Genomic DNA, 24,422 nt, shown 5'->3' with positions numbered 1-24,422 from the left:
CCCGCTGGCTGAGGCCAGGGCCCGGCTGCCGGCGGCCGTTTTGCCGGCGGCAGGGCGCATCGCGGCTACGCTCGGAGCATGGCCCTCATCGTGACCCTGCTCATCGATCCCGTGCCCGCCGACGCCGAGCTCGGCGACGCGTCGGCGACGTTCCGCGAGGTCGACGCGAGCGAGCCGGCGCTGCGTGTGGGGGAGTTGTCGACGCAGCGCGGCGACGGCATCTTCGAGACCATCGGCGTGGTCGACGGGCACGCGCAGGAGACCCGGCCGCACCTCGAACGGCTGCGCAACTCGGCACGCATCTGCGACCTGCCCGAGCCTCACCTCGGCCAGTGGGAGGCGGCAATCGCCACTGCGGTGGACAAGCTGCCGCAAACGGGCGAGTTCTCCATCAAGCTCGTGCTGAGCCGCGGCGTGGAGCACGGCCCGGCACCCACAGCGTGGCTCGCGGCCTCGCCCGTCGCCGACTTCAGTGCGCCGCGCACGCAGGGCATCCGTGCCGTGACGCTCGACCGCGGCTACGACCGTGGTGCGGCCGAGCGCGCGCCGTGGCTGCTGCTCGGTGCCAAGACCTTGTCCTACGCCGTGAACATGGCGGCGATCCGCGAGGCGAAGCGGCGTGGCGCCGATGACAGCGTCTTCGTCTCCTCAGACGGCTACGTCATGGAGGGCCCCACCTCGAGCGTCATCCTGCGCCGTGACGGGGTGTACTCGACGCCGGCTCCCTCGGGTGCGATCCTGCACGGCACGACCCAGCAGAGCCTCTTCGACCACCTCGCGGCGCTGGGGGAACGCGTCGAATACCGAGACATCCCGGTCGACGAGCTGCACACCGCCGACGCGGCCTGGCTGGTGTCGAGCGTGCGCCTCGCCGCCGGCATCCGCGAGCTCGACGGCGAACCCCTGCCCTTCGACGCCGACACGACCGCCGCCTTCAACGCCTACCTGCTCACCCCGCGCGACTGACGCGCAACGGGCCGGCGCCGCTGTCCGCGGACCGCGAGGCCGAGGCATCCGCTCGCCCGCCTGCTCGCGCGCCCTCCGCTCGTGCTCAGGAATCTCGGCCGCAATGCCGGCGTGTCTGCGCTGCGTCTCCGGCGCGTCGCGCGAATCTTCCTGAGCAAGGAGTCGGTGGGCCGGGGTCGCCGGATGGCCGGGGTCGGCGGGTGGCCGGGGTCGGCGGGTGGCCGGGGTCGGCGGGTGGCCGGGTCGGCGGGCGGGCTGGGGCAACGCGGTAGCCGAACGGCGCCGCGGTCGTGCAGACGGTGGGGCCGAGGCATCCGCTCGCCCACCTGCTCGCTCGCCCTCTCCCGCTCTTGCTCAGGAACCGTGGCCGTGATGGCGGCGTGTCGGCGCCGTGTCTCCGGCGCGTCGCGCGAATCTTCCTGCGCAAGGAGTCGGCCGACGGGTTCGGCGGGTGGGCGGGTGGCCGGGTGGCCGGGTGGCCGGGTCGGCGGGTCGCCGGGCTGCGGGGGACGCGTGCGGCCCGCGGTCCGAGGACCGCGAGGCCGAGGCATCCGTCGCCGCAGCGCCGATCAGGCGCGACTCAGCCGAAGCGACCCGACACGTAGTCCTCGGTGGCCTTGACGGTCGGGTTGGAGAAGATCGTCGTGGTCTGGTCGTACTCGATGAGCTTGCCCGGCTTGCCGGTGCCCGCGATGTTGAAGAACGCGGTCTTGTCGGACACGCGCGAGGCCTGCTGCATGTTGTGGGTCACGATCACGATCGTGTACTCCTGCTTGAGCTCCTCGATGAGGTCCTCGATCGCGAGGGTCGAGATCGGGTCGAGGGCCGAGCACGGCTCGTCCATGAGGATGACCTCGGGGGAGACCGCGATCGCCCGCGCGATGCAGAGGCGCTGCTGCTGGCCGCCCGACAGGCCCGAGCCCGGGCGGTCGAGCCGGTCCTTGACCTCGTTCCAGAGGTTCGCGCCGCGCAGCGACTTCTCGACGAGCGCGTCGCCGTCGGACTTCGACATGCGCCGGTTGTTGAGCTTCACGCCCGCGAGCACGTTCTCCTTGATCGACATCGTCGGGAACGGGTTCGGCCGCTGGAAGACCATGCCGACCTGACGGCGCACGAGCACCGGGTCGACGTCGGGGTCGTACAGGTTGTTGCCGTCGATCAGCACCTCGCCCTCGACGCGCGCCCCCGGGATGACCTCGTGCATGCGGTTCAGGGTCCGGAGGAAGGTCGACTTGCCGCAGCCCGACGGGCCGATGAACGCGGTCACGCTGCGGGGCTCGATCTCGAGCGAGACGCCCTCGACCGCGAGGAACTTCGAGTAGTAGACGTTGAGGTCGCGAACCTCGATGCGCTTGGACACGTTCGTTTCCTAACTGGGGGGATCAGCGGCCGAACTTCGGCGCGAAGAGGCGGGCGATGAGCCGGGCGAGCAGGTTCAGCGCCATGACGATGAGGATGAGGGTGAGCGCGGCGGCCCACGCCCGGTCGAGGTACGCCTCGGGCGGGTTGCCCTGGTTGGCGTACTGCGTGTACACGAAGACCGGCAGCGACTGCATGCGGCCGTCGAACTCGTTGTAGTTCATGCTCTGCGTGAAGCCGGCCGCGATGAGCAGTGGCGCCGTCTCGCCGATGACCCGGGCGATGGCGAGCATGATGCCGGTCGTGATGCCGGCGATCGAGGTGGGCAGCACGACCTTCACGATCGTGAGCCACTTCGGCACGCCCAGGGCGAGGGATGCCTCGCGCAGCTCGTTCGGCACGAGGCGCAGCATCTCCTCGCTGGAGCGGACGACGACGGGGATCATGAGCACCGCGAGCGCGACGGCGCCCGCGATGCCGAGGCGCACGCCCGGCCCGAAGAAGATCGCGAACAGCGCGTAGGCGAACAGGCCGGCGACGATCGAGGGGATGCCCGTCATGACGTCGACGAGGAAGGTGATGCCGCGCGCGATCTTGCCGCGCCCGTACTCGACCAGGTAGATCGAGGTCATGAGGCCGATCGGGATCGAGATGATCGCCGCGGTGCCGGTCATGATCAGGGTGCCGACGATGGCGTGCAGCGCGCCGCCGCCCTCACCGGTCACGTTGCGCATCGACGAGGTGAAGAACTCGGCGTCGAAGCGGGCGAGGCCCAGGCTCAACACGGTGTAGATCAGCGAGATCAGCGGGATCATCGCGAGCAGGAACGCACCGGTGACGAGCGCGGTCACGAGGCGGTCGGTCGCCCGTCGGCGGCCCTCGACGATCGAGGAGAACAGCCAGATGGCGGGGATGTACAGGATCGCGCCGACCACGATCGCGCCGACCCAGTTGTACTCGCCTGCGCCGAGCGCGATGACCCCGAAGAGCACACCGGACACGGCGAGCGCGGCGCCGAGCAGCATCCACGGTGCGCCGTTCGGCAGCCGGCCGGCGGTGAGCGAATTGGCGATGGGGGTGCTGACGCGCGGCGTCGTCTCAGGGGGCGTGGACGTGACGGTCATCAGTTGGCTCCCGAGAATTCCTTGCGGCGCGACACGATCCAGCGCGCGACCGCGTTGACCGCGAAGGTGACGATGAACAGGATGAGGCCCGTGGCGATCAGCACGTTGACGTTGAGACCGTAAGCCTCGGGGAAGCTGAGGGCGATGTTCGCCGCGATCGTCGTCGGATTGACCGAGGTGAGCAGCTCGAAGCTGATGACCTGCGAGGCCGAGAGCACCATGGCCACCGCCATGGTCTCACCGAGCGCACGGCCGAGACCGAGCACCGAGGCGGAGATGATGCCGGGCCGGCCGAACGGCAGGACCGACATGCGGATCATCTCCCATCGGGTGGCGCCGAGGGCCAGTGCCGCCTCTTCGTGCAGCACGGGCGTCTGCAGGAAGACCTCGCGGCAGATGGCGGTCATGATCGGCAGCACCATGACGGCGAGCACGACGGCCGCGGTGAGGATGGTACGGCCGGTGGCCGAGACCGTGCCGCCGAAGAGCGGGATCCAGCCCATGTTGGTGTTCAACCACTCGTAGACGGGCACGATCGCGGGGGCCAGCACGCCGATGCCCCAGAGGCCGAACACGACCGAGGGCACCGCGGCGAGCAGGTCGACGATGTAGCCGAGCACCGAGGCGAGTCGCCGCGGTGCGTAGTGCGAGATGAAGAGCGCGATGCCGATCGAGACCGGGACGGCCATGAGCAGCGCGAGCGCGGCCGCCCAGATGGTGCCGAAGACGAGCGGACCGACGTACTGCCAGAAGTTCGTCGGCAGGATCGAGGCGTCCTCGTTCGTGGCGAACAGCGCCGGGATCGACTGCACGATGAGGAAGATCGCGACGGCCGCCAGGGTGATCAGGATCATCGACCCGGCGAAGAGCGCCGATCGCGAGAAGACGAGGTCACCGAGGCGGATCTTCGCCTTGATCGGTGCGGGGGCGGTGCTCATCTGGCCGGGTCCTCGGTTCTGTCGGGGGAAGAGAGAGGCTGGCCGTGCCCGGCCCAGGATCCATCAACGCAGATCTCAGGGCCGGGCACAACCGGGATGTTTACTTGATGGCGTCGATCGCCGCGGTGACCTGCTCGCGCAGCTGCTCCGAGATCGGCGCGGAACCGGCGGCCTCGGCACCGGCCTGCTGACCCTCTTCGCTCGCGATGTACGAGAAGTACGACTTGACCAGCTCGACGTTGTCGGGCTCGGCGTACTCGGCGCAGCCGATGAGGTAGCTGATCAGCACGATCGGGTAGACGCCGGCCTCTTCGGTGGTGCGGTCGAGCTCGATGGCGAGGTCGGTCGAGGCGCGGCCCTCCACGAGCGGCGACGCGTCGACGATCGCGGCGGCCGCCTCGGGCGAGTACTCGACGTACTCGCTGCCGACCTGCACCGCGACGGTGCCGAGGTCGCCGGCGCGCGAGGCGTCGGCGTAGCCGATGGTGCCGGTGCCGTTGGTCACGGCGTCGACGAGGCCGGAGGTGCCCTGAGCGGCCTCACCGGACTCGAGCGGCCACACACCGTCGGCCTCCCACGTCCACACGTCGGGCGCGACGGCGTTGAGGTACTCGGTGAAGTTCTCGGTGGTGCCCGAGTCGTCCGAGCGGTGCACCGGCGTGATCGCCGTGGCGGGCAGCTCGACACCCTCGTTCTGGCCGGCGATCGCCGGGTCGTTCCAGGTGGTGATGGTGCCGTTGAAGATGCCGGCGAGGGTCGCCGCGTCGAGGTTGAGCGAGTCGATGCCCTCGAGGTTGAAGATGACCGCGATCGGCGAGATGTACAGCGGCAGCTCGACGAGGTCGCTGTCGGGGGCGCAGGCGGCGAAGCCGCCCTCGGCGATCTCCTCGTCGTTGAACGCACGGTCCGAACCGGCGAAGGCGCTCGCGCCCTCGAGGAACGTCTCGCGACCCGCGCCGGAGCCCGAGGGGTCGTAGTCGATGGTGACCTCGGGGTTCGCGGTCTGGAAGCCCGCGATCCAGGCCTGCTGGGCGGCGTCCTGCGACGACGCGCCGGCGCCGACGAGGTTGCCGGAGAGCGACGAGGCCGACTCTTCGGGAGCGGCGTTGCCTTCGTTCGAGGCGCAGGAGCTGAGCGCGAGCACAGCGGCGGTGGCGATGACGGCGGGGGCGCCGAAACGCTTGACGTTCACGTTCACGTGAAGTGTCCCTTCAGGGGTCTGATTGCAGGGGGTTCGGGCCGGTGCTCGGCCCGCCTGCGACGCTATGCAGCTCGCCTTACGAGCTTCCCCCGCGATGGTGAACGGCAAGTGAACGACTGCTTGCCAGTGCGCCCTGCGGCTCGACCCCGACTACGCGAGCGACGGATGCGTCTCGATCGCGACGATGCCCGAGCTGGGGTTGCTCGCCGACAGATGCACGACGCTGTACGCGCCGGTCTCGAGCGAGGCGGCGTCCTCGACGTAGCCGCCGAGCGGCGTACCGGTCGCGAGGCCGATCTCCCGGATGATCGCGGGCAGCACGGGATTGTGGCTGCAGAGCACCGCGGTCTTCCCGACGCGCACACGCTTGCCGACCACCCGGCGGACCTCGCTCTCGCCGTCTTCCCACGCCTGCTGGCTGATGCCCTCGTCGCGCTTGACCGGGATGTCGAGCGCGGCCGACAGCGGTGCGACCGTCGAGACGCACCGCACCGCGGGACTCGAGACGATGCGCTTCGGGGCCCACGCCCCGAGCACGTTGGACAGCGCGACGGATTGCGCGACGCCGCGAGCGGTGAGCGGACGCGCCGCGTCCTCGCCCTGCCAGCCACCCTTGTCCACGGCCTTGCCATGCCGCACGACGAGCAGCGCGAACGTGTTCGTGACGCCCTGGTCGACCAGACGCGCGAATGCGTCGAGGATCGCGACATCCGGCTCGTAGCTGAGATAGCCGCGCGCCTGCTTGATCGTGAGCCACTCGAGTGCCGCGATCTCGGCGTTCGGCCGGAAGGTCGATCGCTGCACCGCGCGGTCGCTGACCTCGGCCGCCCAATAGTGCACGACCTTCTCGCGGCCGCTCGGCATGGCGTAGCGCGACTCACCGAGCGGCACGCCGAGGGCGACCTGCAACCCGGTCTCCTCGGCGATCTCGCGCACCGCGGTCTGCGGCAGCGATTCACCCGGGTCCACCTTGCCCTTCGGGATGGTGACGTCGCCGTAGACCGTGCGGTGCACCACGAGGATGTGGATCTTTCCGTCGATCACGCGCCAGCACACCGCGCCGGCCGCATAGACCGCCGTCTCGACCGCGCGCGTCATCGACGCTTCCCGGGGCGTGGCCTGGCCCGCTGCGCGGTCAGCTGCATCATGCGGTCCTGCAGGTCGACGAGCGGGCGGCCGTCCTCATCGGTCGAGTGGCGTTCCCAGGTGCCGTCCTCGCCGAGATGCCACGAGCTCGTGTGCGGGTCGAGCGCCTCGTCGAACAGCGCGTCGATCTCGGCCAGGTGGTCTGGGTCGGTGAGGCGGATGAGCGCTTCGACGCGACGGTCGAGGTTGCGGTGCATCATGTCTGCCGAGCCGATGAACACCTGCGGGTCGCCGTCGTTGCCGAAGGAGAAGATGCGAGAGTGCTCGAGGTAGCGGCCGAGGATCGATCGCACCCTGATGTGCTCGCTCAGTCCCGGGATCCCGGGCCGGAGACTGCAGATGCCGCGCACCCAGACGTCGACCCGCACACCCGCGTTCGAGGCCCGATACAGCGCGTCGATGATGGCCTCGTCGACCATCGAGTTGACCTTGATGCGGATGGAGGCCGGGCGACCGGCCTCCGCGTTCCGGGTCTCGGTGGTGATGAGCTTGAGCAGCCCCTTCCGAAGGTGCAGCGGCGCGACGAGGAGCCGCTTGAACTTCTTCTCGATCGCGTAGCCGGACAGCTCGTTGAAGAGCCGGGTGAGGTCTTTGCCGACCTGGTCGTCGGCCGTGAGCAGGCCGAGGTCCTCGTAGATGCGGCTGGTCTTCGGGTTGTAGTTGCCCGTGCCGATGTGGCTGTAGTGCCGCAGCCGACCCTGCTCCTGCCGGATCACGAGCGCGAGCTTGCAGTGCGTCTTCAGACCCACGAGGCCGTACACGACGTGCACGCCGGCCTTCTCGAGCTTGCGCGCCCAGGTGATGTTCGCGGCCTCGTCGAAGCGGGCCTTGATCTCGACGAGGGCGAGCACCTGCTTGCCGGACTCGGCCGCGTCGATCAGGGCCTCCACGATCGGGCTGTCGCCCGACGTGCGGTAGAGGGTCTGCTTGATGGCGAGCACGTTGGGGTCGGCGGCGGCCTGTTCGAGGAAGGCCTGCACGCTCGTCGCGAACGACTCGTACGGGTGGTGCAGCAGCACGTCCTTGCGCGAGACGGCCTCGAAGATGTCGGCCTGCCGGTTCGGCTCGGACGGCTGCAGTTGTGCGTTCGTCGTCGGCACGGCGGTCGGGAAGTGCAGATCGGGCCGGTCGATGCGGGCGAGATCGAACAGCCCACCGAGGTCGAGCGGCGACGGCAGCCGGTACACCTCCCGCTCGGAGATGTCGAGTTCGCGCACCAGCAGACCGAGCGTCACGTCGTCCATGTCGTCGGTGACCTCGAGCCTGATCGGCGGCCCGAAGCGTCGCCGCAGCAGCTCCTTCTCGAGGGCCTTGATCAGGTTCTCGGTCTCGTCCTCCTCGATCTCGACGTCTTCGTTGCGGGTGACGCGGAACACGTGATGGTCGAGGATCTCCATGCCGGGGAACAGGTCGCCGAGGTGGTTCGCGATGAGGTCCTCGAGCGCGATGTACCTGACGTCGTCGACCTTCTCGGTCGCGCTGACCTGCACGAAGCGCGGCAGCATCTGCGGCACCTTCACGCGCGCGAACTCCTGCCGCCCGGTCCGGCTGTTGCGGACGCGAACGGACAGGTTGAGCGAGAGCCCCGAGATGTAGGGGAACGGATGCGCGGGATCGACGGCGAGCGGCATGAGCACCGGGAAGATCTGCTGCGAGAAGTAGCCGCGCAGGTGCTCTTGCTCGGCCTCGTCGAGCTCGGCCCAGGCCACGACGTGGATGCCTGACTCGGCGAGCGCCGGCTTCACGAGTCGCTGGTACGCCGCCGCGTGCCGCTCCTGCAACTCGTGGGCGGCCCTGGAGATGTCTTCGAGCACATCGATCGGGGCGCGGCCGACGTTCGTCGGCACCGCGAGCCCGGTCGCGATCCGACGTTTCAGCCCGGCGACCCGGACCATGAAGAACTCGTCGAGGTTCGACGCGAAGATGGCGAGGAAGTTCGCCCGCTCGAGCACCGGCAGCCGCGGATCCTCGGCGAGCTCGAGCACCCGCTGATTGAACGCGAGCCAGCTGAGTTCGCGGTCGAGGTATCGCTCGGTCGGGAGCTCAGGCGCGCCCTCGACGTCGAACGGCTCGAAATCATCGTCGAAGTCGCTCGAGGTGCGATCGTCGTCGAGGGTGTCGGTCATCTCCTCATCATGCCACCGGGCCGCGACGAGGAGGTGTCCGGAAGGTCAACGGGAGGCGACCTGCGACGGCTCGTCCTCGTCGTGCACGTTGAACCGGTAGCCGACGTTGCGGACGGTGCCGATGAGACTGTCGAGATCGCCGAGCTTCGCGCGCAGCCGCCGCACGTGCACGTCGACGGTGCGGGTGCCGCCGAAGTAGTCGTACCCCCACACCTCGCTGAGCAGCTGCTCGCGCGTGAACACTCGGGACGGATGCGCCGCGAGGAAGCGCAGCAGCTCGAACTCCTTGTAGGTGAGGTCGAGCGGCCGGCCGCGCACCTTCGCCGAGTAGCTCGCCTCGTCGATCACCACGCCGGACGTCTGAATGCGCTCCGAGGGCTGCGTCGACTGCGCACGCCCGATCGCGAGCCGGATCCGCGCGTCGATCTCGGCAGGGCCCGCCTGCTCGAGCACGACGTCGTCGACGCCCCAGTCGGGCGTCACGGCCGTCAGGCCGCCCTCGGTCACGATGAGCACGAGCGGTGCTGACAGCCCGGTCGTGCGGAGGATCTGGGCGAGCGCCTTCGCGCCCGCGAGGTTCGTACGCGCGTCGAGGAACACGAGGTCCGACTCGGGCGCGCGGACGAGCTGATCGGGCGACGCAGGAATCACACGCGTCCGATGGGTCAAGAGCGAAAGAGCGGGGAGGACGTCTTCGTCGGCCGCCGGCGACAGGATCAACAGCTGCGCCACGGGAGCACCTCCTCGGCAGTCACACGCCTCCAGTAGTAAGGTGCGGTCAATACTACGGGACGGTGAACGGATGCCTCGCCCGAGGCGGACGCCGGACACCCGGCGCGGAACAGGGGAGTGATGGAGACGAGTTCGTCCACGGCGTCGGGCGTCGCGATCGGCGCGGCCTGGCTGGTCGCGCTCGCAGGGTCGATCGCGGTGGTCGCCGGCGCGGTCGCCGGCGATGCCTGGATGACGGATGACTCGGCCCTGGGCCGGTACGGCGCGCTCGCCGTCGTGTTCGGTCTGGCGGTGCTCACCACGCTCGTCGCCCAACTCGTCACACGGCGCCCGGAAGGGTTCGTCTCGCGCGCCGGGACGTCGGTCGGCGGTTCGGCCGTCATCGTGGGCCTGGCAGCGCTGCTGCTCGCGCCGCTGGCCTAGCGGGCCGGGGTAGACTCGGCAGCATGTCAGAGCTGCTCGCCCTCGAACTCTTCTTCATCGGCCTGCTCGGGCTCGCGAGCCTGGCGATCGCCTGGATCAGCGGCGTCGTCGTCTACAAACTGTTCAAGGGTCAGCGCTAGGCGTTGATGCAGCCGTGGCGATGATCGAGCTGCCCGTCGGCCTCCCGGCCGAGCTGGTTCCGCTCTCCTGGCTCCTCGGGGTCTGGGAGGGCTCGGGCGTCATCGACTACAAGATCGGCGAGGAGTCGGTCACGCACGAGTTCGGACAGCGGGTCTCGTTCAGTCATGACGGGCTCCCGCATCTGAACTACACGTCGTACACCTGGATGTTCCCGGCCGAACCCGGCGGCGACCCGCGTCCGCTCACGACGGAGACCGGGTACTGGCGCCTTGCCCGGCCGCTCGGCGAGGGCGATCCCGGCCCGGCCATGCTGCCCGCGGTCGGCGAGCCGACGTACTCGACCGCCGACGACGTCGAGCAGCTCCGCAACGCCGACGGCGGGTTCGACCTCGAGGTGCAGATCGTGCACCCCGGCGGCGTCAGCGAGCTGTACCTCGGCCAGGTGAAGGGTCCGCGGATCGATCTCGCGACGGACGCGGTGATGCGCACGAGCGGCGCGAAGGACTACGCCGCCGCGACCCGTTTGTACGGCCTCGTCGACCAGCACCTGCTCTGGGCGTGGGACGTCGCCGCGCTCGGGCAAGACCTGCGCACGCACGCATCCGCGCGGCTCGCGAAGGCCGACTGATGAGCGCGTCGCCGTTCCTGTCGCGGCCCGGCGCGGTGCCCGCTGAGGGCATCGACGCGGGCGTGCCCGCGCATTACGGCAATCCCAACGTCGAGCAGCGCCGGCTCGAGTCCGGCCGCGCCATCGTCGACCTGTCGAACCGCGGCGTCGTCACGGTCACCGGCCCCGACCGGCTCACCTGGTTGCACTCGATGGCGAGCCAGGCCCTCGCACGCCTCGCCGCCGGCGAGAGCGCCGAGGCGCTCCTGCTCGACGCCAACGGGCACATCGAACACGTCGCGCACGTCGTCGACGACGGCACGACCGCCTGGCTCATCGTCGAAGGGCCGGATGCGTCGGCGCTGGCCGCATTCCTCGACCGCATGCGGTTCATGTTGCGCGTCGAGGTGGCCGACGTCAGTGCGGACTGGGCGGTGCTCGGGGCCATGGGCGCCGAGCCGCTCGATCTGGCCGTGCCCGCCGGTGCTCCGAACGGCGTCGCGCTCGACTGGGTCGACCCGTGGCGAACGGCGTCGGGGCATCAGTACGCGCGTGCGGCGGGGCATCCGGCCGCCGACTGGCGCTGGGTGGAACGCCTCGTACCGCGTGCCGCGCTCGCCGACGCCGCGGCCGCGGTCGCGGCCGGCCGCGTGGAGGCGGCGGGCGCGCTCGCCGCTGAGGCGTTGCGCATCGCGGCCTGGCGCCCGCGTCAGGCGACCGAGGTCGACGAGAAGGCCATCCCGCACGAGCTCGACTGGCTGCGCAGTGCCGTCGACCTCGGCAAGGGCTGCTACAAGGGCCAGGAGACGGTCGCCAAGGTGCTGAACCTCGGCCGGCCGCCGCGACGGCTCGTGCTGCTGCACCTCGACGGCAGCGACACCGTGCTGCCGGTGCCCGGCGAGGTCGTCGTCGGTGAGAAGACGCGTCCCGAGCCGGCGGCGGGCGAGGCGCCCGAGCGTCGCCAGGTGGGCCGCATCACCTCGAGCGCGATGCACCACGAGCTCGGCCCGATCGCCCTCGCCGTCGTGAAACGCGCGGTCCCCGCCGATCTGCCGCTCATCGTCGAGAGCCACGGCATCGACGTCGCCGCCGCCCAGGTCGAGATCGTCCCGGCCGACGCGGCGTCCGCGGTCGACGTCCCGCGCCTCCCGCGCCTCGGCGTGCACCGCCCGTAGTCCCCGCTACTCGGCCGGTGGTTCGCGCACGAGTGTGGTGAGGGTGGGCGTGGCACTGGCGACCGGATGCGCCATGGTGATGAGCAGGCCCTCGTAGGTGAAGGAAAGGAACAGGAATCGGCCCAGCGTGGATGCGCTCGCCGTGACCGAGGTCCCGTTCACCAGCACCGTGGTGTCGTTCGCGTCTGTCATGGACTCCGCGCCCGCACCGACGTTCGAGATCAGGTCAGCCAGGTGCGCGTTGATCGCTTCGCGCGTTCCGCCGGGGGCTGATTTCCAGGTTCGGATGCGAATTGGGCCTCCCGTATCGGTCACATAGCCCGCTTCACCGAAGATCGGTTCGTCGTTGTGAACCTCCCAGCTCCACCCGAGCAGGCGAGGTGCTTCATCGGGCTCGATGACGTAGAGCGGTGCGTCGAACGCCGCCATACGCTCAGCGTCGATCTGTGCCGGATCGAATGACCACCCAGGTTCGTAGTTCATAGGTCTCCCTCGCTGCGGTGAAGGCGAACCGTTCAGGAGGCGACTGGGCCGGCTGAGGAACAGGTTGCGCCGCTGCTCAAGAGCACTGCGCCGGTCGCACCCTCTATATTAGAGTACTCAGTTCGGGGCGACCGCGGGCCAGTCGAGGGTGAGTTCGCCGAGGCGCCAGCGGCGGGCGTCGGCGTGCACGGGCCATCCGTCGGCCTTGAGGGTCTCGGCGACGCGGATGAAGCGCTGACTGGGCCCGTAGACCGACTGCGGCGCGTGGACGCGCCAGGCGCGGTCGAGGTCGGCGAGCAGTGCGTGCACGGGTTCGCCCGGCACGTTCCGGTGGATGAGCGCCTTCGGCAGGCGCTCGGCGACGATCGAAGGGGCGTCGAGGTCGCGCAGGCGCAGGCTGATCGAGAAGGTCACGGGTCCGGATGCCTCGAGGCCGACCCAGCTTGAAATGCGCCCGAGCTCGTCGCAGGTGCCCTCGACGACGAGTCCGCCGGGAGCGAGCCGTTCGCGCAGGCGCGACCACGCGTCGTGAACGGATGCCTCGTCGTATTGCCGCAGCACATTGAACGCCCGGATCACCGCCGGCCTGCGGCCTGCCTGCGTCGGCACCTCGAAGCCGCCGACGCCGAAGGACACGGGCAGGTCCGCCGGGAAGGGCGTGCCTCCGGCGCGGACCGCGGCGAGCTGCTCGGTCGCGGTGCGCACACGCGCGGGATCGATCTCGAGGCCGAGGACCTCGACGTCGGAACGGACCCGGCGGAGCCGTGCGGCGAGCTCGAAGGCGGTCACCCCGCTCGCCCCGTACCCGAGGTCGACCACGAGCGGGTCGGCGGCGCGGCGCAGCGCGGGATGCACCGCGATCCACCGGTCGACACGGCGGAGGCGATTGGTGTTCGTGGTGCCGCGGGTGATGGAACCGACGGGCATGGCCCAAGTCTGGCAGGCCATAGGCTGGACGCATGCCTCACACCCTCGTGCTGCTCCGTCATGGCAACAGCGAATGGAATCAGAAGAACCTGTTCACCGGTTGGGTCGACGTGCGCCTCTCCGAGCTCGGCCGCGGCGAGGCCAAGCGTGCGGGTGAGCTGCTGGCCGAACAGGGTGTGCTGCCCGACGTGCTGCACACCTCGGTCCTCACCAGGGCCATCCAGACCGCCGACATCGCCCTCGAGGAGGCCGACCGGCTCTGGATCGACGTGCGCCGCTCCTGGCGGCTGAACGAGCGCCACTACGGCGCCCTGCAGGGCCTCGACAAGGCCGAGACGCTCGAGAAGTACGGGCCAGAGCAGTTCCAGCTCTGGCGCCGCTCGTTCGACGTGCCGCCGCCGCCGCTCGAGGACGACGCCGAGTTCTCGCAGGTCGGCGATCCGCGCTACGCGAACCTCGCCGACGACGAACTGCCGCGCACCGAGTGCCTGAAAGACGTCATCGCGCGCATGCTCCCGTACTGGGAGAGCGACATCATCCCCGACCTCGCCGACGGCAAGACCGTGCTCGTCACCGCCCACGGCAACTCGCTGCGCGCACTGGTGAAGCACCTCGAGGGCATCAGCGACGACGACATCGCCGAGCTCAACATCCCGACCGGCATCCCGCTGGTCTACGAGCTCGACGACGACTTCCTGCCGACGAAGCCCGGTGAGTACCTCGACCCCGAGGCCGCCGCCGCGGGCGCCGCAGCGGTCGCCGCGCAGGGCAAGAAGTAACCCACTCGATCTTCTCGCCGAACGGTCGCGGATGGCGGGTGTTGCGCAGCAACACCCGCCATCCGCGACCGTTCACGGAGCTGTCCGCCACGAACGACAGGACGAACGACAGCACGGGCCGGGAGCGACGCTCCCGGCCCGTGCTGTCGTTCGAAGCGCGTCAGTTGACGGGCTCGGGCACCCAGTCGCCGGTGGCGAGATACTGGACCTTCTTCGCGATGGAGACCGCGTGGTCGGCGAACCGCTCGTGGTACCGGCTGGCGAGGGTCGCGTCGACCGTGTCGACCGCCTCGCCCTTCCAGGTCTCGCCGAGCACCTTGTCGAACACGCTGAGGTGCAGCGCGTCGATCTTGTCGTCGTCGTTGCGGATCTCCTCGGCGAGGTGCACGTCCTCGTTGTCGAGCAGCCGCGCGAGCTTGCGGGCGATCTCGACATCCAGTCGGCCCATCTCGGCGAAGGTGCTGCGCAGCGACTTCGGCACGACCTTGTCCGGGAAGCGGTATCGCGACAACTGCGCGATGTGCGTCGACATGTCGCCCATGCGCTCGAGCGAGGCGCTGATGCGCAGCGCGCTCACGACGATGCGGAGGTCGCGCGCGACCGGCTGCTGCCGGGCCAGGATCGTGATCGCGAGCTCGTCGAGGGCCACCGTCGCCTGGTCGATGCGCGGATCCTCCGCGATGACCTCTTCGGCGAGGCTCACGTCGGACTCGTTGAACGCCCGAGTCGCCTTCTCGATCGAATCGGCGACGAGGCCGGCGATCTCGACGAGGCCGTCCTGCACCTCCCGCAGTTCCTGCTGGAACACCTCACGCATGACACGAATCCTTTGATCTCGTAGGCCCGCACGCTGCGCGCGGGCACGCCGGTTCGGTCCGGCCCGGCAATCCTCTCGGTGGCCGGTGAACACCAGGTGCCGCGAACCTGAACACTTCCTAACGTACCGCCGTACGAGGCCACTGTGGTGCTGGCGGGCTTCACGCATCGTTATCGTGGACCTCATGGAGTCCACCTGGCTGGTGCTCGCCGCGCTGGCCTTCGGCGTCTTTCTCGGCGCTGCGTTCATGGTCGTGTTGCACATGGCCGAGCGCCGCGGAAGCGCGGCCGCTCGAGTCGTCGCACCCACCGTCCCCGACGGGATCGATCAGGTGCTCGACGTGCTCGAGTCGGCGGGGATCGTGCTCGACCCGTCCAACAATGTGCTGCGCGCCTCGCCCGGAGCGCTCTCGATGGGTCTCATCCGCGGCCAGAGCCTCGTGCACGACGAGCTCATCGACCTCGCCGCGGGGGTGCGCCGCACCGGCGAGCCCGCCGACGAGGAGCTCGTGCTCGCACGCGGCTTCGCCGCCACCGCGCAGCTGCGGCTCCGGGTGCGCATCGCGCGGCTCGGCACGCGATTCGTTCTGCTGCTGGCCGAGGACCGCACTGACGCGTATCGGCTCGACGAGGTGCGGCGCGACTTCGTCGCCAACATCAGTCACGAGCTGAAGACGCCGATCGCGTCGGTCAGCCTGCTCTCCGAGGCGATCGATCTGGCGGCCGACGAGCCCGAGCAGGTGCGGCGCTTCGCCAACCGCCTGGGCGTGGAGTCCGCCCGTCTCGCGCACATCACCCAGGAGGTGATCGAGCTGTCCCGGCTTCAGGCGCGGGACGCCCTTCGCCCCGACGAGCTCGTCGATGTCGACGAGGCCTGCCGCGCCGCGGTCGAGCACAATCGCGTCCTCGCCGGCGCCAAGCACATCGAGGTCGCGATCAAGGCGAAGAGTCGCGCCAAGGTCTGGGGCGACCGCGCACTGCTGACCGTCGCGATCGACAATCTCGTCGCGAACGCCATCGCCTACTCGAACGACGGCGGTCGCGTCGGCCTCGGCGTCCGTACCGACGCCGACGCCGGAATCGTCGAGATCGCCGTGACCGACCAGGGCATCGGGCTGGCCGAGGAAGACCTCGAGCGGGTGTTCGAACGCTTCTATCGCGTCGATCAGGCCCGCGCCCGGAACACCGGGGGCAGCGGGCTCGGCCTCAGTATCGTCAAGCACACCGCGCAGAACCTCGGCGGCGATGTCCGCGTCTGGTCGCGTCTCGGCCACGGTGCGACCTTCACCATCCGGTTGCCGATCGCCGATGAGGGCGAGGCGATCGAGCAGGCCGCGGAGACCACCGAGGCCGGCGCCGCCGGCGAGGCATCCGTCACCCCACCCGAGGCCGCCACGGCCGTTCCGACCGGAGGAGCATCCGAGTGAGCACCACCCGCATCCTGCTCGTTGAAGACGAGACCGCACTGAGCGAGCCGCTCGCCTTCCTGCTCGAGCGCGAGGGCTACGAGATCGAGGTCGCGGCCGACGGCCGCGACGCGGTCGCCGCGTTCGATCGCGACGGCGCCGACCTCGTGCTGCTCGATCTCATGCTGCCGGGCATTCCCGGCACGGAGGTGTGCCGTGAGATCCGCACGCGGTCGAGCGTGCCGATCATCATGCTGACGGCCAAGGACTCCGAGGTCGATATCGTCGTGGGCCTCGAGCTCGGCGCCGACGACTACATCACGAAGCCGTACTCGACGCGTGAGCTGCTCGCCCGGATCCGTGCGGTCCTGCGCCGTCGCGTCGAGGCACTCGAGTACGACGAGGCCGTGCTCGAGGGTGGCCGAGTGCGGATGGACGTCGACCGTCACACGGTCGAGGTCGACGGGTCGGCGGTGCAGATGCCGCTGAAGGAATTCGAGCTGCTCGAGCTCCTCATGCGCAACCCCGGCCGGGTGCTGACGCGCGGCCAGCTCATCGACCGGGTCTGGGGCTCCGACTACTTCGGGGACACCAAGACGCTCGACGTGCACATCAAGCGCATCAGGTCCAAGATCGAGCGCACCCCGTCGGACCCGGTGCAGCTCGTGACCGTGCGCGGACTCGGGTACCGGTTCGAGGCGTAGCCCGCATCCGGTCGGGGAACGACGCCCATCGAGGCCGCTGACCAGGTCTCGATACGCGCGTGAGCGCTTACGGGACGAGCTTGCGGTACTCGGGGAGTCGCCCGTCGAGCACCGGCACGCGGATCTCGACGCCCTCGGCACCGTCGGCGTGGAAGTAGATGTCGAGCATGGCACCCGGCATGGTGTCGATGCCCTCGAGCAGGAGCGCGTCTTCGTCGCCGGTGCCGAGCACGATCTGCTCGCGCGACCCGACCTCGAGCACGACCGAGTCGCCGCTCGCGGGCTCTGCCGTGAGCTCGGCGGCCTCGGCCGAGTTGGCCACCGTGAAGATGAGGTTGCCCTCGTCGGCGCCCTCTTCCATGATCACGAGGATGTTGCGCAGGCTGAGATCACCCACGTTCGCCGCGACGCCGTCGCTCGGGTCATAGACCTCGGTGGTCGCCTGGTACGTGATCATCGAGCAGCCGCTCGCGCCGACGACGATGCCGAGTGCCAGGGCGGCAGATGCCGCGAGACGCGCCTTCACAGAACCTCCAAGTGCGGGTGCGCGCGCACGGAACGGCCGGGGCGCGCGGGATCGTGTCGAGCATAGCGTACGGCGATGGCCGGAACTGGAGGCGGAACCTTAGCAGGAACTTGGTGTGATATCCTGAAAGTTGCCGAAAGGACACCGATTCATGCTTTTTGAGGTTGGCGAGACCGTCGTTTACCCCCACCACGGCGCCGCAAAGATCGTCGAAGTCAAGAAACGAGTTATCAAGGGCGAGGAGAAGCTGTACCTCAAGCTGAACGTCACCCAGGGCGACCTCGTCATCGAGGTTCCGGCCGAGAACGTCGACCTGGTCGGCGTTCGCGACGTGATCGGCAAAGAAGGCCTCGACCGTGTCTTCGAAGTGCTGCGCGCACCGTTCACCGAGGAGCCCACCAACTGGTCGCGCCGCTACAAGGCGAACCTCGAGAAGCTCGCCTCGGGCGACGTGATCAAGGTGTCCGAGGTCGTGCGCGACCTCTGGCGCCGCGACCAGGACCGCGGCCTCTCCGCCGGCGAGAAGCGCATGCTGGCGAAGGCGCGTCAGATCCTGATCTCCGAGCTCGCGCTCGCGGAGAAGACCGACGAAGAGCAGGCCTCGGTCGTGCTCGATGAGGTGCTGGCCTCCTAAGCGCTCGACCACGCTCGGTTCCTCGACCGGCGGCACGGCCGCTGGTCGAGGGCCGAGCGTAGGCGATCACATCGAGACCCCGCAGGCGATCGGGCATAGGCTCGCACTGTGAGTGCATCGACCGTCGCCGTGATCATCGTCGCCGCCGGGAGCGGCTCACGACTGGCCCACTCCGAGCCGAAGGCGTTCGTGCCGTTGGCCGGTCGCACCATGCTCGAGCTGGCGGTGGATGCCGCGCTCGGCATGCACGAGACGCCGCACGTCGTGCTGGTCGTCCCTGAGGGGCGGGTCGAATCGGCGCGCGCCATGATCGGCCCCGTCGCCGAGGCGGCCGGCGCACCGCTCGACGTGGTCGAGGGCGGCGTGAGCCGCCAGGACTCGGTGGCCCGCGGCCTCGCGCTGCTGCCGCGTCTCGTCGACACCGTGCTCGTGCACGACGCGGCCCGGCCGCTCACCCCGTCACTCGTCTTCGACGAGGTGGTGCAGGCGGTGCGCTCGCGCGGACACGGCGTCATCCCGGCGCTCGACGTGGTCGACACGATCAAGCGCGTCGACCCGTCGCATCGCGTGATCGACACGGTCGACCGGTCCACGCTCGCGGCCGTCCAGACTCCCCAGGGCTTCCCGCGCGAGGCGCTCGACCGCGCCTACGCCACGGCCGGAGCCGAGTTCACCGACGACGCCGCGCTCGTGGCATCCATCGGCCTCCCCGTCGACGTGGTCCCGGGCGACGCGCGCGCCTTCAAGGTCACCGTGCCCGCCGACCTGCACCGGGCGGAGCAGCTCGTGCACGATCGGCTCGCGCGCGAGGGTCGGGCGGCGAACCCGGTCGCCGGCGCGCCCGCGCCGATGCCGCGCGTCGGCACGGGTGTGGATGTGCACGCCTTCAGCGACGATCCCGGCACACCGCTGTGGGTCGCGGGGCTCGAATGGCCGGACGGTCGTGGCCTCGCGGGCCACAGCGACGGCGATGCGGCGAGTCACGCGATCGTCGACGCGGTGCTCGCGGCCGCCGGACTCGGCGACCTCGGCTCGATCTTCGGCACCGATGACCCGGCGCTCGCGGGCGCGCACGGCACCGTGCTGCTCGGCCGGGCGCGCGAGCTCGTCGAGCGTGCCGGGTACCGCATCGGGAACGTGAGCGTGCAGGTCATCGGCAACCGCCCCAAGCTCGCGCCGCGCCGCGCCGAAGCCGAGTCCGTGCTGAGTGCGGCGCTCGGTGCGCCCGTGAGCGTGTCGGCGACCACGACCGACGCGCTGGGGTTCACCGGCCGGGGCGAGGGCGTCGCCGCGATCGCGACGGCCGTCGTCGGCCCGGTCTGACGCGCTCGGCGCCGTGCGCCGCCGCGCTCGGCGCCGCGCGCCGCGCCGCTAGGCTTGACGGGTGACGCTCCGACTGTACGACACCAAGGCGCAGGCCCTGCGTGACTTCGTGCCCCTCCGAGAGGGGCACGTCGGCATGTACGTCTGCGGTCCGACCGTGCAGTCGAGCCCGCACATCGGCCACCTCCGGAGTGCGCTCGTCTACGATCTGCTGCGCCGCTGGTTCAGCTATCGCGGGTTCGACGTGACCTTCATCCGGAACGTCACCGACATCGATGACAAGATCCTCGCCGCCGTCACCGGTGAGGAGTGGTGGGCGCTCGCGTACCGCGTCGAGCTCGAGTTCACCGCCGGCTACCGGGCGCTCGGCATCCTGCCGCCCACCTACGAGCCGCGCGCGACCGCGAGCATTTCGCAGATGCAGGCGCTGATCGCGCGCCTCATCGAGCGCGGGCACGCCTACGCGGCGCCGGATGCCTCGGGCGATGTGTACTTCGACACGGCGAGCTGGCCGTCCTACGGCGAACTCACACGGCAATCCCGCGACCACATGGAGGCCGCACCCGATGCGGACCCGCGCGGGAAGCGCGACCCGCGCGACTTCGCGCTCTGGAAGGGCGCCAAGGCCGGCGAGCCCGAGTCGGCCTCCTGGGCTTCGCCCTGGGGCGGCGGGCGGCCCGGCTGGCACATCGAGTGCTCCGCGATGTCCGCGAGATACCTCGGGCCCGAGTTCGACGTGCACGGCGGTGGCCTCGATCTGCGCTTCCCGCACCACGAGAACGAGCTCGCCCAGACGACCGCGGCGGGCGATGCGTTCGCCCGCTACTGGGTGCACAACGGTCTGGTGAACGTCGGCGGGCAGAAGATGTCGAAGTCGCTCGGCAACTCGGTGTACGCGAGTGAGTTGCTCGAGCTCGGGTCACCGCTCGCCATCCGTTATCTGCTCGGCGCCGCACATTATCGGTCGACGCTGGACTACAGCCCCGCGTCGGTCACCGAGGCCGAAGCCGTGATCGACCGTATCCGCACGTTCCTCGCGCGGGTCGAGCGGCGGCTGGCCGGCACGCGGTTCGCCGGCGTCGGCAGCCCCGTCGTGCCCGACGCGTTCGCCGCGGCCATGGACGACGACCTCAGCGTGCCGCAGGCACTCGCCGTGCTGCACGACACCGTGCGGGCGGGCAACCAGGCGCTCGACGCCGAACAGCTGCACGACGCGGCGGCCGCGCACGGGCACGTCGTCGCGATGGTCGGCGTGCTCGGCATCGACCCCCGCGACCCGCACTGGGCGACGGGCGACGCCGGCCCCGCGGCATCCGCTCTCGGTGCGCTCGTCGAGCGCCGGATCGAAGACCGCCATGCCGCACGCGCCGCGAAGGACTACCAGGCCGCGGACCGGATCCGCGCCGAGCTCGCCGACGCGGGCATCACGATCGAAGACTCGTCTTCAGGAACGCATTGGAGCCTCACCACATGAAGGGCAGCAGCGGCAAGGGCCGCCCCGGCGCAGTGCGCAAGGGCAGCAAGGGCAAGCAGGTCGGCACGGGCGGTCACGGGCGCAAGTCGCTCGAGGGCAAAGGGCCGACGCCCAAGGCGGAGGACCGGGCCTGGCACCCCGCCGGCAAGCGCAAGGCGGCCGAAGAGCGGTACAAGGCGTCCGGCGGCAAGGGGCGTCCCGGCGCGTCGCGCGGCGGCTCCGGCGCCCCGCGCGGGGCATCCGGTGCCGCGAACCGCTCGCGCTCGGGCGACGAGTCGGAGATCGTGACGGGTCGCAACTCGGTGGTCGAGGCGTTGCGCACGCGCATCCCCGCGACCACGTTGTACGTCGCGACCCGCGTCGAGATGGATGACCGGGTCCGCGAGGCGATGAAGATGGCCACGAACCGCGGCATCCCGATCCTCGAGGTCATGCGGCCCGAGCTCGACCGGCTCGCCGGCGAGGGCGGCGTGCACCAGGGCCTCGCCCTCAAGGTGCCGCCCTACGAGTACGCCCACCCGATCGAGCTTCTCGACGAGGTGCTCGCCGATGACGCGACGCCGTTGTTCGTCGCGCTCGACGGCGTCACGGACCCGCGCAACCTGGGTGCGATCATCCGGTCGACCGCCGCCTTCGGCGGGCACGGCATCATCGTGCCGCAGCGCCGGTCCGTCGGGGTCAACGCCGGTGCCTGGAAGACCTCGGCCGGCGCGGCGGCCCGCGTGCCCGTCGCGATGGCGTCGAACCTGACCCAGACGCTCAAGGCGTTCAAGGAACGCGGCGTGTTCGTGCTCGGTCTCGACGGCGGCGGCGACACCATGCTGCCCGGTCTGTCGTTCGCCGACCGCCCGATCGTCGTCGTGGTGGGTTCGGAGGGCAAGGGGCTCTCGCGCCTCGTCACCGAGACCTGCGACGCCGTCGTGTCGATCCCGATCAGCTCCGCGACCGAGTCCCTCAACGCCGGCATCGCCGCATCGGTCACCCTCTACGAGATCGCCAAGCTCCGCGCCGCCCACTGACCCGCCCGCCTCGCCCGCCCCGCCCCGCCCCGCCCGCCCCCGCCCCGGCCGCCGAGTGATGACGATCTGCGCCGAATGATGTCGAAATCCGGCCATGCCCGGCGCAGATCGTTAACACTCGGCGGGGCGGACGGCAAGGGGTCGGCGACGGGGCGTGCGGTGCGTAGCGTCGAAGCCATGGACAACGACGCGCTGGACCGTATTTCCGACATCGTCACCTCTGCGGACGTGGCCATGCTGACCACCGAAGGGGGCGACGGCTCCCTGCACGCCCGCCCGCTGGCGGTGCTGCAGAAGCGCTTCGACGGCACCATCCGGTTCCTGATCGAGGACCCGAGCCCGAAGGTCGAGGAGATCCGCACGAACCCGCGCGTGAACGTCTCGTTCGCGTCGAAGGCGGGCTACCTCTCACTCGCCGGCACGGCGCGCCTCGTCGAGGACAACGCCGCCGCGATCGATGAGCTCTGGGGGCCGGCGGCGGAGGCGTGGTTCCCGGGCGGGCGCGAAGACCCCGAGATCGTGGTGCTCGAGGTGCTGCCGGAGAGCGCCGAGTACTGGGCGAAGACCGAAAGCGGCATCGTCGCCGCCGCCAAGGCGACCAAGGCGTTCTTCACCAAGGAACAGCCCGACATCGGCGAGAACCGGGTCGTCGAATTCTGACCCCTCGACGCCACATCACGTGAGGACGGCATTCGGGGTTGGGAATCGCTTCCCAACCCCGAATGCCGTCCTCACGCGCGGGAGCGAGGCGGGAGCGAGGAGGGAAGGGCGGCGCGAGGCCGCCGGAGTCAGACCTTGGCGCGCCAGTCGTCCTCGTCGTCGGGGTCGACGACCGGGATCGCGGACGTCTCGAGCACGGGCAGGGCGGTCGTGATCGCGCCGGTCGGCGGGTCGATCATGGTCGCCTCGTCGCGCCGGTGTCGAAGCACCTCGTTGACGTAGCTGGTCACGGCCTCGGCGAGCGGGATGTCCCGGCCCTCCTTCTGCGCCATGAACCAGCGATGCTCGAGCAGCTGGTGGAACACCTCGGCGGGTTCGAGCTTGCCGCGGAGCTCCATGGGAATCGCCCGCACGACGGGCTCGAACACGCGCATGAGCCACTCGTGTGCGACCATCTCCTCATCGAGATCGGCCTTGCCGTACGTGGCACGGTACGAATCGAGGTCGTTGAGCAGACGCCGCGCCTGATTCTCGCCCGCGTCGAGCCCGGTGAGCCGCAACAGCCGTCGCTGATGGTGGCCGGCGTCCACGACCTTCGGCTGGATGCGCACGGTCGTGCCCGAGGCATCCGTCTTGATCGCGAGCTCTTCGATGTCGAAGCCGAGCTCGTTGAGCCGCTGGACGCGCTCGTTGATGCGCCAGCGTTCCGCGCCCGGGAAGCTCTCGGTCTCGGTGAGCTCCGCCCAGAGCTTGCGATAGGCGTCGACGATGCCGTTCGAGATCCGCACCGGGTCGAGCTCGTCGGCCACCCGGCCGCCGGCCTCGAGGTCGAGCAACTCGCCCGCGATGTTCACCCGCGCGATCTCGAGATCGTTCTCGCGCTGCCCGTTCGAAAGGCCGCCCTGGTAGAGCTTGCCGGTCTCCGCGTCGACGAGATACGCGGCGAACGCGCCGGCGTCACGCCGGAACAGCGTGTTCGACAGCGAGACGTCGCCCCAGAAGAAGCCCACGATGTGCAGGCGCACGAGGAGCACCGCGAGCGCGTCGACGAGGCGGGTTGCTGTGTCGGGGCGCAACGTCTGCGAGAACAGGGCGCGATACGGCAGCGAGAATCGAAGGTGCCGCGTGACGAGCACAGGCTTCAGCTCATCGCCCTCGGCGTCGGTGCGGTTCGTGATCACCGCGACCGGATCGACGCAAGGAATCTCGAGCCGCTGCAGCGTGCGCAGCATCTCGTACTCGCCGCGCGCCATCTCGGCGGTCGTCTCCTTGATCGCGACGACATGCCCGCCGAGGTGCGCGAAGCGCACCAGGTGCCGGGAGATGCCCTTCGGCAGCGCCGCGATCGTGTCGCTCGGCCAAGCCTCGAGGGGGAGGTCCCACGGCAGGTCGAGCAGTGCGGGGTCGGCCATCGCCGACGTGATCGAGAGTGAGCCGCTCATCGTGTTCAGCGTATCCGGATTCATGGAGTGCGCGGCCTCGCCGCCTTCGGTCGCCGGTTCCCCTCCCGTTTCCTTGCTCAGGAAGATCACGTCCGGGTGCGGCGTGTCAGCGGTGTGGTTGCGGCGTGTCGCGCGCGTGTTCCTGCGTTGGGAACTGGGCCGAGGCGCCCGGGGGAGTGCGGGCAAGCGAGTGAGTCAAGCAAGCGAGACGGGTGGATGCCTCGGCCGCCGGTTCCCCTTCCGTTTCCTTGCTCAGGAAGACCACGACCGGGTGCGGCGTGTCAGCGGTGT

24 protein-coding genes are annotated in these 24,422 nt (G+C 70.0%); 12 read left to right on the top strand and 12 right to left on the bottom strand.

Features of this window, described 5'->3' with window-relative positions; all coding sequences use genetic code 11:
* Nucleotides 1-78: 78 nt before the first annotated feature.
* The gene (locus QU602_RS13615; protein ID WP_308797004.1) at nt 79-966 is read left to right on the top strand and encodes an aminodeoxychorismate lyase; all 888 of its coding nucleotides are present in this window, start codon (nt 79-81) and stop codon (nt 964-966) included.
* Between the two features lie 580 nt (nt 967-1,546).
* Here the strand turns inward: QU602_RS13615 and pstB are convergent.
* The 7 genes from pstB to QU602_RS13580 form a co-directional block, all read right to left on the bottom strand.
* Complete coding sequence (gene pstB, locus QU602_RS13610; RefSeq protein WP_308797003.1) at nt 1,547-2,326, bottom strand: phosphate ABC transporter ATP-binding protein PstB; 780 nt, start codon at nt 2,324-2,326, stop codon at nt 1,547-1,549.
* Between the two features lie 22 nt (nt 2,327-2,348).
* Entirely contained in the window at nt 2,349-3,449 is a 1,101-nt protein-coding gene (pstA, locus tag QU602_RS13605; protein WP_308797002.1) for a phosphate ABC transporter permease PstA, read from the bottom strand.
* A complete protein-coding gene (gene pstC / locus QU602_RS13600; RefSeq protein ID WP_308797001.1) occupies nt 3,449-4,387 on the bottom strand; it encodes a phosphate ABC transporter permease subunit PstC in 939 nt (312 codons plus the stop codon). Before pstC ends, pstA begins: the two co-directional genes overlap by 1 nt.
* 100 nt (nt 4,388-4,487) lie before the next feature.
* A complete protein-coding gene (locus tag QU602_RS13595) occupies nt 4,488-5,579 on the bottom strand; it encodes a phosphate ABC transporter substrate-binding protein PstS (protein WP_308797000.1) in 1,092 nt (363 codons plus the stop codon).
* 159 nt (nt 5,580-5,738) lie between these two features.
* A complete protein-coding gene (locus tag QU602_RS13590; RefSeq protein WP_308796999.1) occupies nt 5,739-6,686 on the bottom strand; it encodes an NUDIX hydrolase in 948 nt (315 codons plus the stop codon).
* Complete coding sequence (locus QU602_RS13585) at nt 6,683-8,860, bottom strand: RNA degradosome polyphosphate kinase (protein ID WP_308796998.1); 2,178 nt, start codon at nt 8,858-8,860, stop codon at nt 6,683-6,685. Before QU602_RS13585 ends, QU602_RS13590 begins: the two co-directional genes overlap by 4 nt.
* A 45-nt stretch (nt 8,861-8,905) precedes the next feature.
* Entirely contained in the window at nt 8,906-9,592 is a 687-nt protein-coding gene (locus QU602_RS13580; RefSeq protein WP_308796997.1) for a response regulator transcription factor, read from the bottom strand.
* Between the two features lie 120 nt (nt 9,593-9,712).
* Between QU602_RS13580 and QU602_RS13575 the strand changes: the two genes are divergently transcribed.
* The 3 genes from QU602_RS13575 (at nt 9,713) to ygfZ (ending at nt 11,938) form a co-directional block, all read left to right on the top strand.
* Nucleotides 9,713-10,015: a hypothetical protein gene (locus QU602_RS13575; RefSeq protein WP_308796996.1), complete on the top strand. Its 303-nt coding sequence runs from the start codon at nt 9,713-9,715 to the stop codon at nt 10,013-10,015.
* 160 nt (nt 10,016-10,175) lie between these two features.
* Nucleotides 10,176-10,784 (top strand): nitrobindin family protein, encoded by a 609-nt coding sequence (locus tag QU602_RS13570; protein WP_308800179.1) that lies wholly within the window; start codon nt 10,176-10,178, stop codon nt 10,782-10,784.
* Nucleotides 10,784-11,938, top strand: coding sequence for a CAF17-like 4Fe-4S cluster assembly/insertion protein YgfZ (gene ygfZ / locus QU602_RS13565; protein ID WP_308796995.1), 1,155 nt, complete (start codon nt 10,784-10,786; stop codon nt 11,936-11,938). Before QU602_RS13570 ends, ygfZ begins: the two co-directional genes overlap by 1 nt.
* A gap of 6 nt (nt 11,939-11,944) precedes the next feature.
* Here ygfZ and QU602_RS13560 read toward each other — a convergent pair whose 3' ends face one another.
* Both QU602_RS13560 and QU602_RS13555 read right to left on the bottom strand, forming a co-directional pair.
* Complete coding sequence (locus QU602_RS13560; protein ID WP_308796994.1) at nt 11,945-12,421, bottom strand: hypothetical protein; 477 nt, start codon at nt 12,419-12,421, stop codon at nt 11,945-11,947.
* Nucleotides 12,422-12,538: 117 nt separating this feature from the next.
* On the bottom strand, nt 12,539-13,348 hold the full coding sequence (locus QU602_RS13555) for a class I SAM-dependent methyltransferase (protein WP_308796993.1): 810 nt from the start codon (nt 13,346-13,348) through the stop codon (nt 12,539-12,541).
* A 32-nt stretch (nt 13,349-13,380) separates the two neighbouring features.
* Between QU602_RS13555 and QU602_RS13550 the strand changes: the two genes are divergently transcribed.
* Entirely contained in the window at nt 13,381-14,127 is a 747-nt protein-coding gene (locus QU602_RS13550; protein WP_308796992.1) for a phosphoglyceromutase, read from the top strand.
* Nucleotides 14,128-14,287: 160 nt separating this feature from the next.
* Here the strand turns inward: QU602_RS13550 and phoU are convergent, their stop codons facing one another.
* Nucleotides 14,288-14,944, bottom strand: a complete 657-nt coding sequence (gene phoU, locus QU602_RS13545) for a phosphate signaling complex protein PhoU (RefSeq protein ID WP_308796991.1) — start codon at nt 14,942-14,944, stop codon at nt 14,288-14,290.
* A 184-nt stretch (nt 14,945-15,128) separates the two neighbouring features.
* Here phoU and QU602_RS13540 point away from each other — a divergent pair, with 184 nt between their 5' ends.
* Both QU602_RS13540 and QU602_RS13535 read left to right on the top strand, forming a co-directional pair.
* Nucleotides 15,129-16,370: a sensor histidine kinase gene (locus tag QU602_RS13540; protein WP_308796990.1), complete on the top strand. Its 1,242-nt coding sequence runs from the start codon at nt 15,129-15,131 to the stop codon at nt 16,368-16,370.
* Nucleotides 16,367-17,053, top strand: a complete 687-nt coding sequence (locus QU602_RS13535) for a response regulator transcription factor (RefSeq protein WP_308796989.1) — start codon at nt 16,367-16,369, stop codon at nt 17,051-17,053. The genes QU602_RS13540 and QU602_RS13535 overlap by 4 nt, the downstream gene beginning before the upstream one ends.
* A 67-nt stretch (nt 17,054-17,120) precedes the next feature.
* Here the strand turns inward: QU602_RS13535 and QU602_RS13530 are convergent, their stop codons facing one another.
* Nucleotides 17,121-17,579 carry a DNA modification methylase gene (locus tag QU602_RS13530; RefSeq protein WP_308796988.1) on the bottom strand — a complete coding sequence of 153 codons (459 nt, stop codon included), beginning with the start codon at nt 17,577-17,579 and terminating at the stop codon, nt 17,121-17,123.
* Nucleotides 17,580-17,730: 151 nt separating this feature from the next.
* On the opposite strand from QU602_RS13530, the gene QU602_RS13525 reads away from it, so the two are divergent.
* From QU602_RS13525 to QU602_RS13505, 5 genes are all read left to right on the top strand, one after another.
* Complete coding sequence (locus QU602_RS13525) at nt 17,731-18,213, top strand: CarD family transcriptional regulator (RefSeq protein ID WP_308796987.1); 483 nt, start codon at nt 17,731-17,733, stop codon at nt 18,211-18,213.
* 108 nt (nt 18,214-18,321) lie between these two features.
* Entirely contained in the window at nt 18,322-19,536 is a 1,215-nt protein-coding gene (gene ispD / locus QU602_RS13520; RefSeq protein ID WP_308796986.1) for a 2-C-methyl-D-erythritol 4-phosphate cytidylyltransferase, read from the top strand.
* Nucleotides 19,537-19,597: 61 nt separating this feature from the next.
* Nucleotides 19,598-21,010: a cysteine--tRNA ligase gene (cysS, locus tag QU602_RS13515; protein WP_308796985.1), complete on the top strand. Its 1,413-nt coding sequence runs from the start codon at nt 19,598-19,600 to the stop codon at nt 21,008-21,010.
* A complete protein-coding gene (gene rlmB, locus QU602_RS13510; protein WP_308796984.1) occupies nt 21,007-22,029 on the top strand; it encodes a 23S rRNA (guanosine(2251)-2'-O)-methyltransferase RlmB in 1,023 nt (340 codons plus the stop codon). Before cysS ends, rlmB begins: the two co-directional genes overlap by 4 nt.
* 177 nt (nt 22,030-22,206) lie before the next feature.
* Nucleotides 22,207-22,689 (top strand): pyridoxamine 5'-phosphate oxidase family protein, encoded by a 483-nt coding sequence (locus QU602_RS13505; RefSeq protein WP_308796983.1) that lies wholly within the window; start codon nt 22,207-22,209, stop codon nt 22,687-22,689.
* Nucleotides 22,690-22,817: 128 nt separating this feature from the next.
* Here QU602_RS13505 and QU602_RS13500 read toward each other — a convergent pair whose 3' ends face one another.
* Complete coding sequence (locus QU602_RS13500; protein ID WP_308796982.1) at nt 22,818-24,131, bottom strand: DUF4032 domain-containing protein; 1,314 nt, start codon at nt 24,129-24,131, stop codon at nt 22,818-22,820.
* Nucleotides 24,132-24,422 lie beyond the last annotated feature (291 nt).

Origin of the sequence: Agromyces protaetiae, from assembly GCF_030866785.1 — a bacterium.
Taxonomy (GTDB): domain Bacteria; phylum Actinomycetota; class Actinomycetes; order Actinomycetales; family Microbacteriaceae; genus Agromyces; species Agromyces silvae.
This window is presented reverse-complemented; position numbering and strand designations above follow the sequence as displayed.

Excerpts from the sequence above, each read along its gene's own strand:
- QU602_RS13575 (WP_308796996.1), top strand. The coding sequence starts at position 9,713 with ATGGAGACGAGTTCGTCCACGGCGTCGGGCGTCGCGATCGGCGCGGCC.
- QU602_RS13500 (WP_308796982.1), bottom strand. The coding sequence starts at position 24,131 with ATGAGCGGCTCACTCTCGATCACGTCGGCGATGGCCGACCCCGCACTG.
- QU602_RS13560 (WP_308796994.1), bottom strand. The coding sequence starts at position 12,421 with ATGAACTACGAACCTGGGTGGTCATTCGATCCGGCACAGATCGACGCT.
- QU602_RS13540 (WP_308796990.1), top strand. The coding sequence starts at position 15,129 with ATGGAGTCCACCTGGCTGGTGCTCGCCGCGCTGGCCTTCGGCGTCTTT.
- phoU (WP_308796991.1), bottom strand. The coding sequence starts at position 14,944 with ATGCGTGAGGTGTTCCAGCAGGAACTGCGGGAGGTGCAGGACGGCCTC.
- rlmB (WP_308796984.1), top strand. The coding sequence starts at position 21,007 with ATGAAGGGCAGCAGCGGCAAGGGCCGCCCCGGCGCAGTGCGCAAGGGC.
- QU602_RS13550 (WP_308796992.1), top strand. The coding sequence starts at position 13,381 with ATGCCTCACACCCTCGTGCTGCTCCGTCATGGCAACAGCGAATGGAAT.
- QU602_RS13555 (WP_308796993.1), bottom strand. The coding sequence starts at position 13,348 with ATGCCCGTCGGTTCCATCACCCGCGGCACCACGAACACCAATCGCCTC.
- QU602_RS13525 (WP_308796987.1), top strand. The coding sequence starts at position 17,731 with ATGCTTTTTGAGGTTGGCGAGACCGTCGTTTACCCCCACCACGGCGCC.
- QU602_RS13505 (WP_308796983.1), top strand. The coding sequence starts at position 22,207 with ATGGACAACGACGCGCTGGACCGTATTTCCGACATCGTCACCTCTGCG.
- pstA (WP_308797002.1), bottom strand. The coding sequence starts at position 3,449 with ATGACCGTCACGTCCACGCCCCCTGAGACGACGCCGCGCGTCAGCACC.
- QU602_RS13615 (WP_308797004.1), top strand. The coding sequence starts at position 79 with ATGGCCCTCATCGTGACCCTGCTCATCGATCCCGTGCCCGCCGACGCC.
- pstC (WP_308797001.1), bottom strand. The coding sequence starts at position 4,387 with ATGAGCACCGCCCCCGCACCGATCAAGGCGAAGATCCGCCTCGGTGAC.
- QU602_RS13590 (WP_308796999.1), bottom strand. The coding sequence starts at position 6,686 with ATGACGCGCGCGGTCGAGACGGCGGTCTATGCGGCCGGCGCGGTGTGC.
- QU602_RS13585 (WP_308796998.1), bottom strand. The coding sequence starts at position 8,860 with ATGACCGACACCCTCGACGACGATCGCACCTCGAGCGACTTCGACGAT.
- QU602_RS13570 (WP_308800179.1), top strand. The coding sequence starts at position 10,176 with ATGATCGAGCTGCCCGTCGGCCTCCCGGCCGAGCTGGTTCCGCTCTCC.
- ygfZ (WP_308796995.1), top strand. The coding sequence starts at position 10,784 with ATGAGCGCGTCGCCGTTCCTGTCGCGGCCCGGCGCGGTGCCCGCTGAG.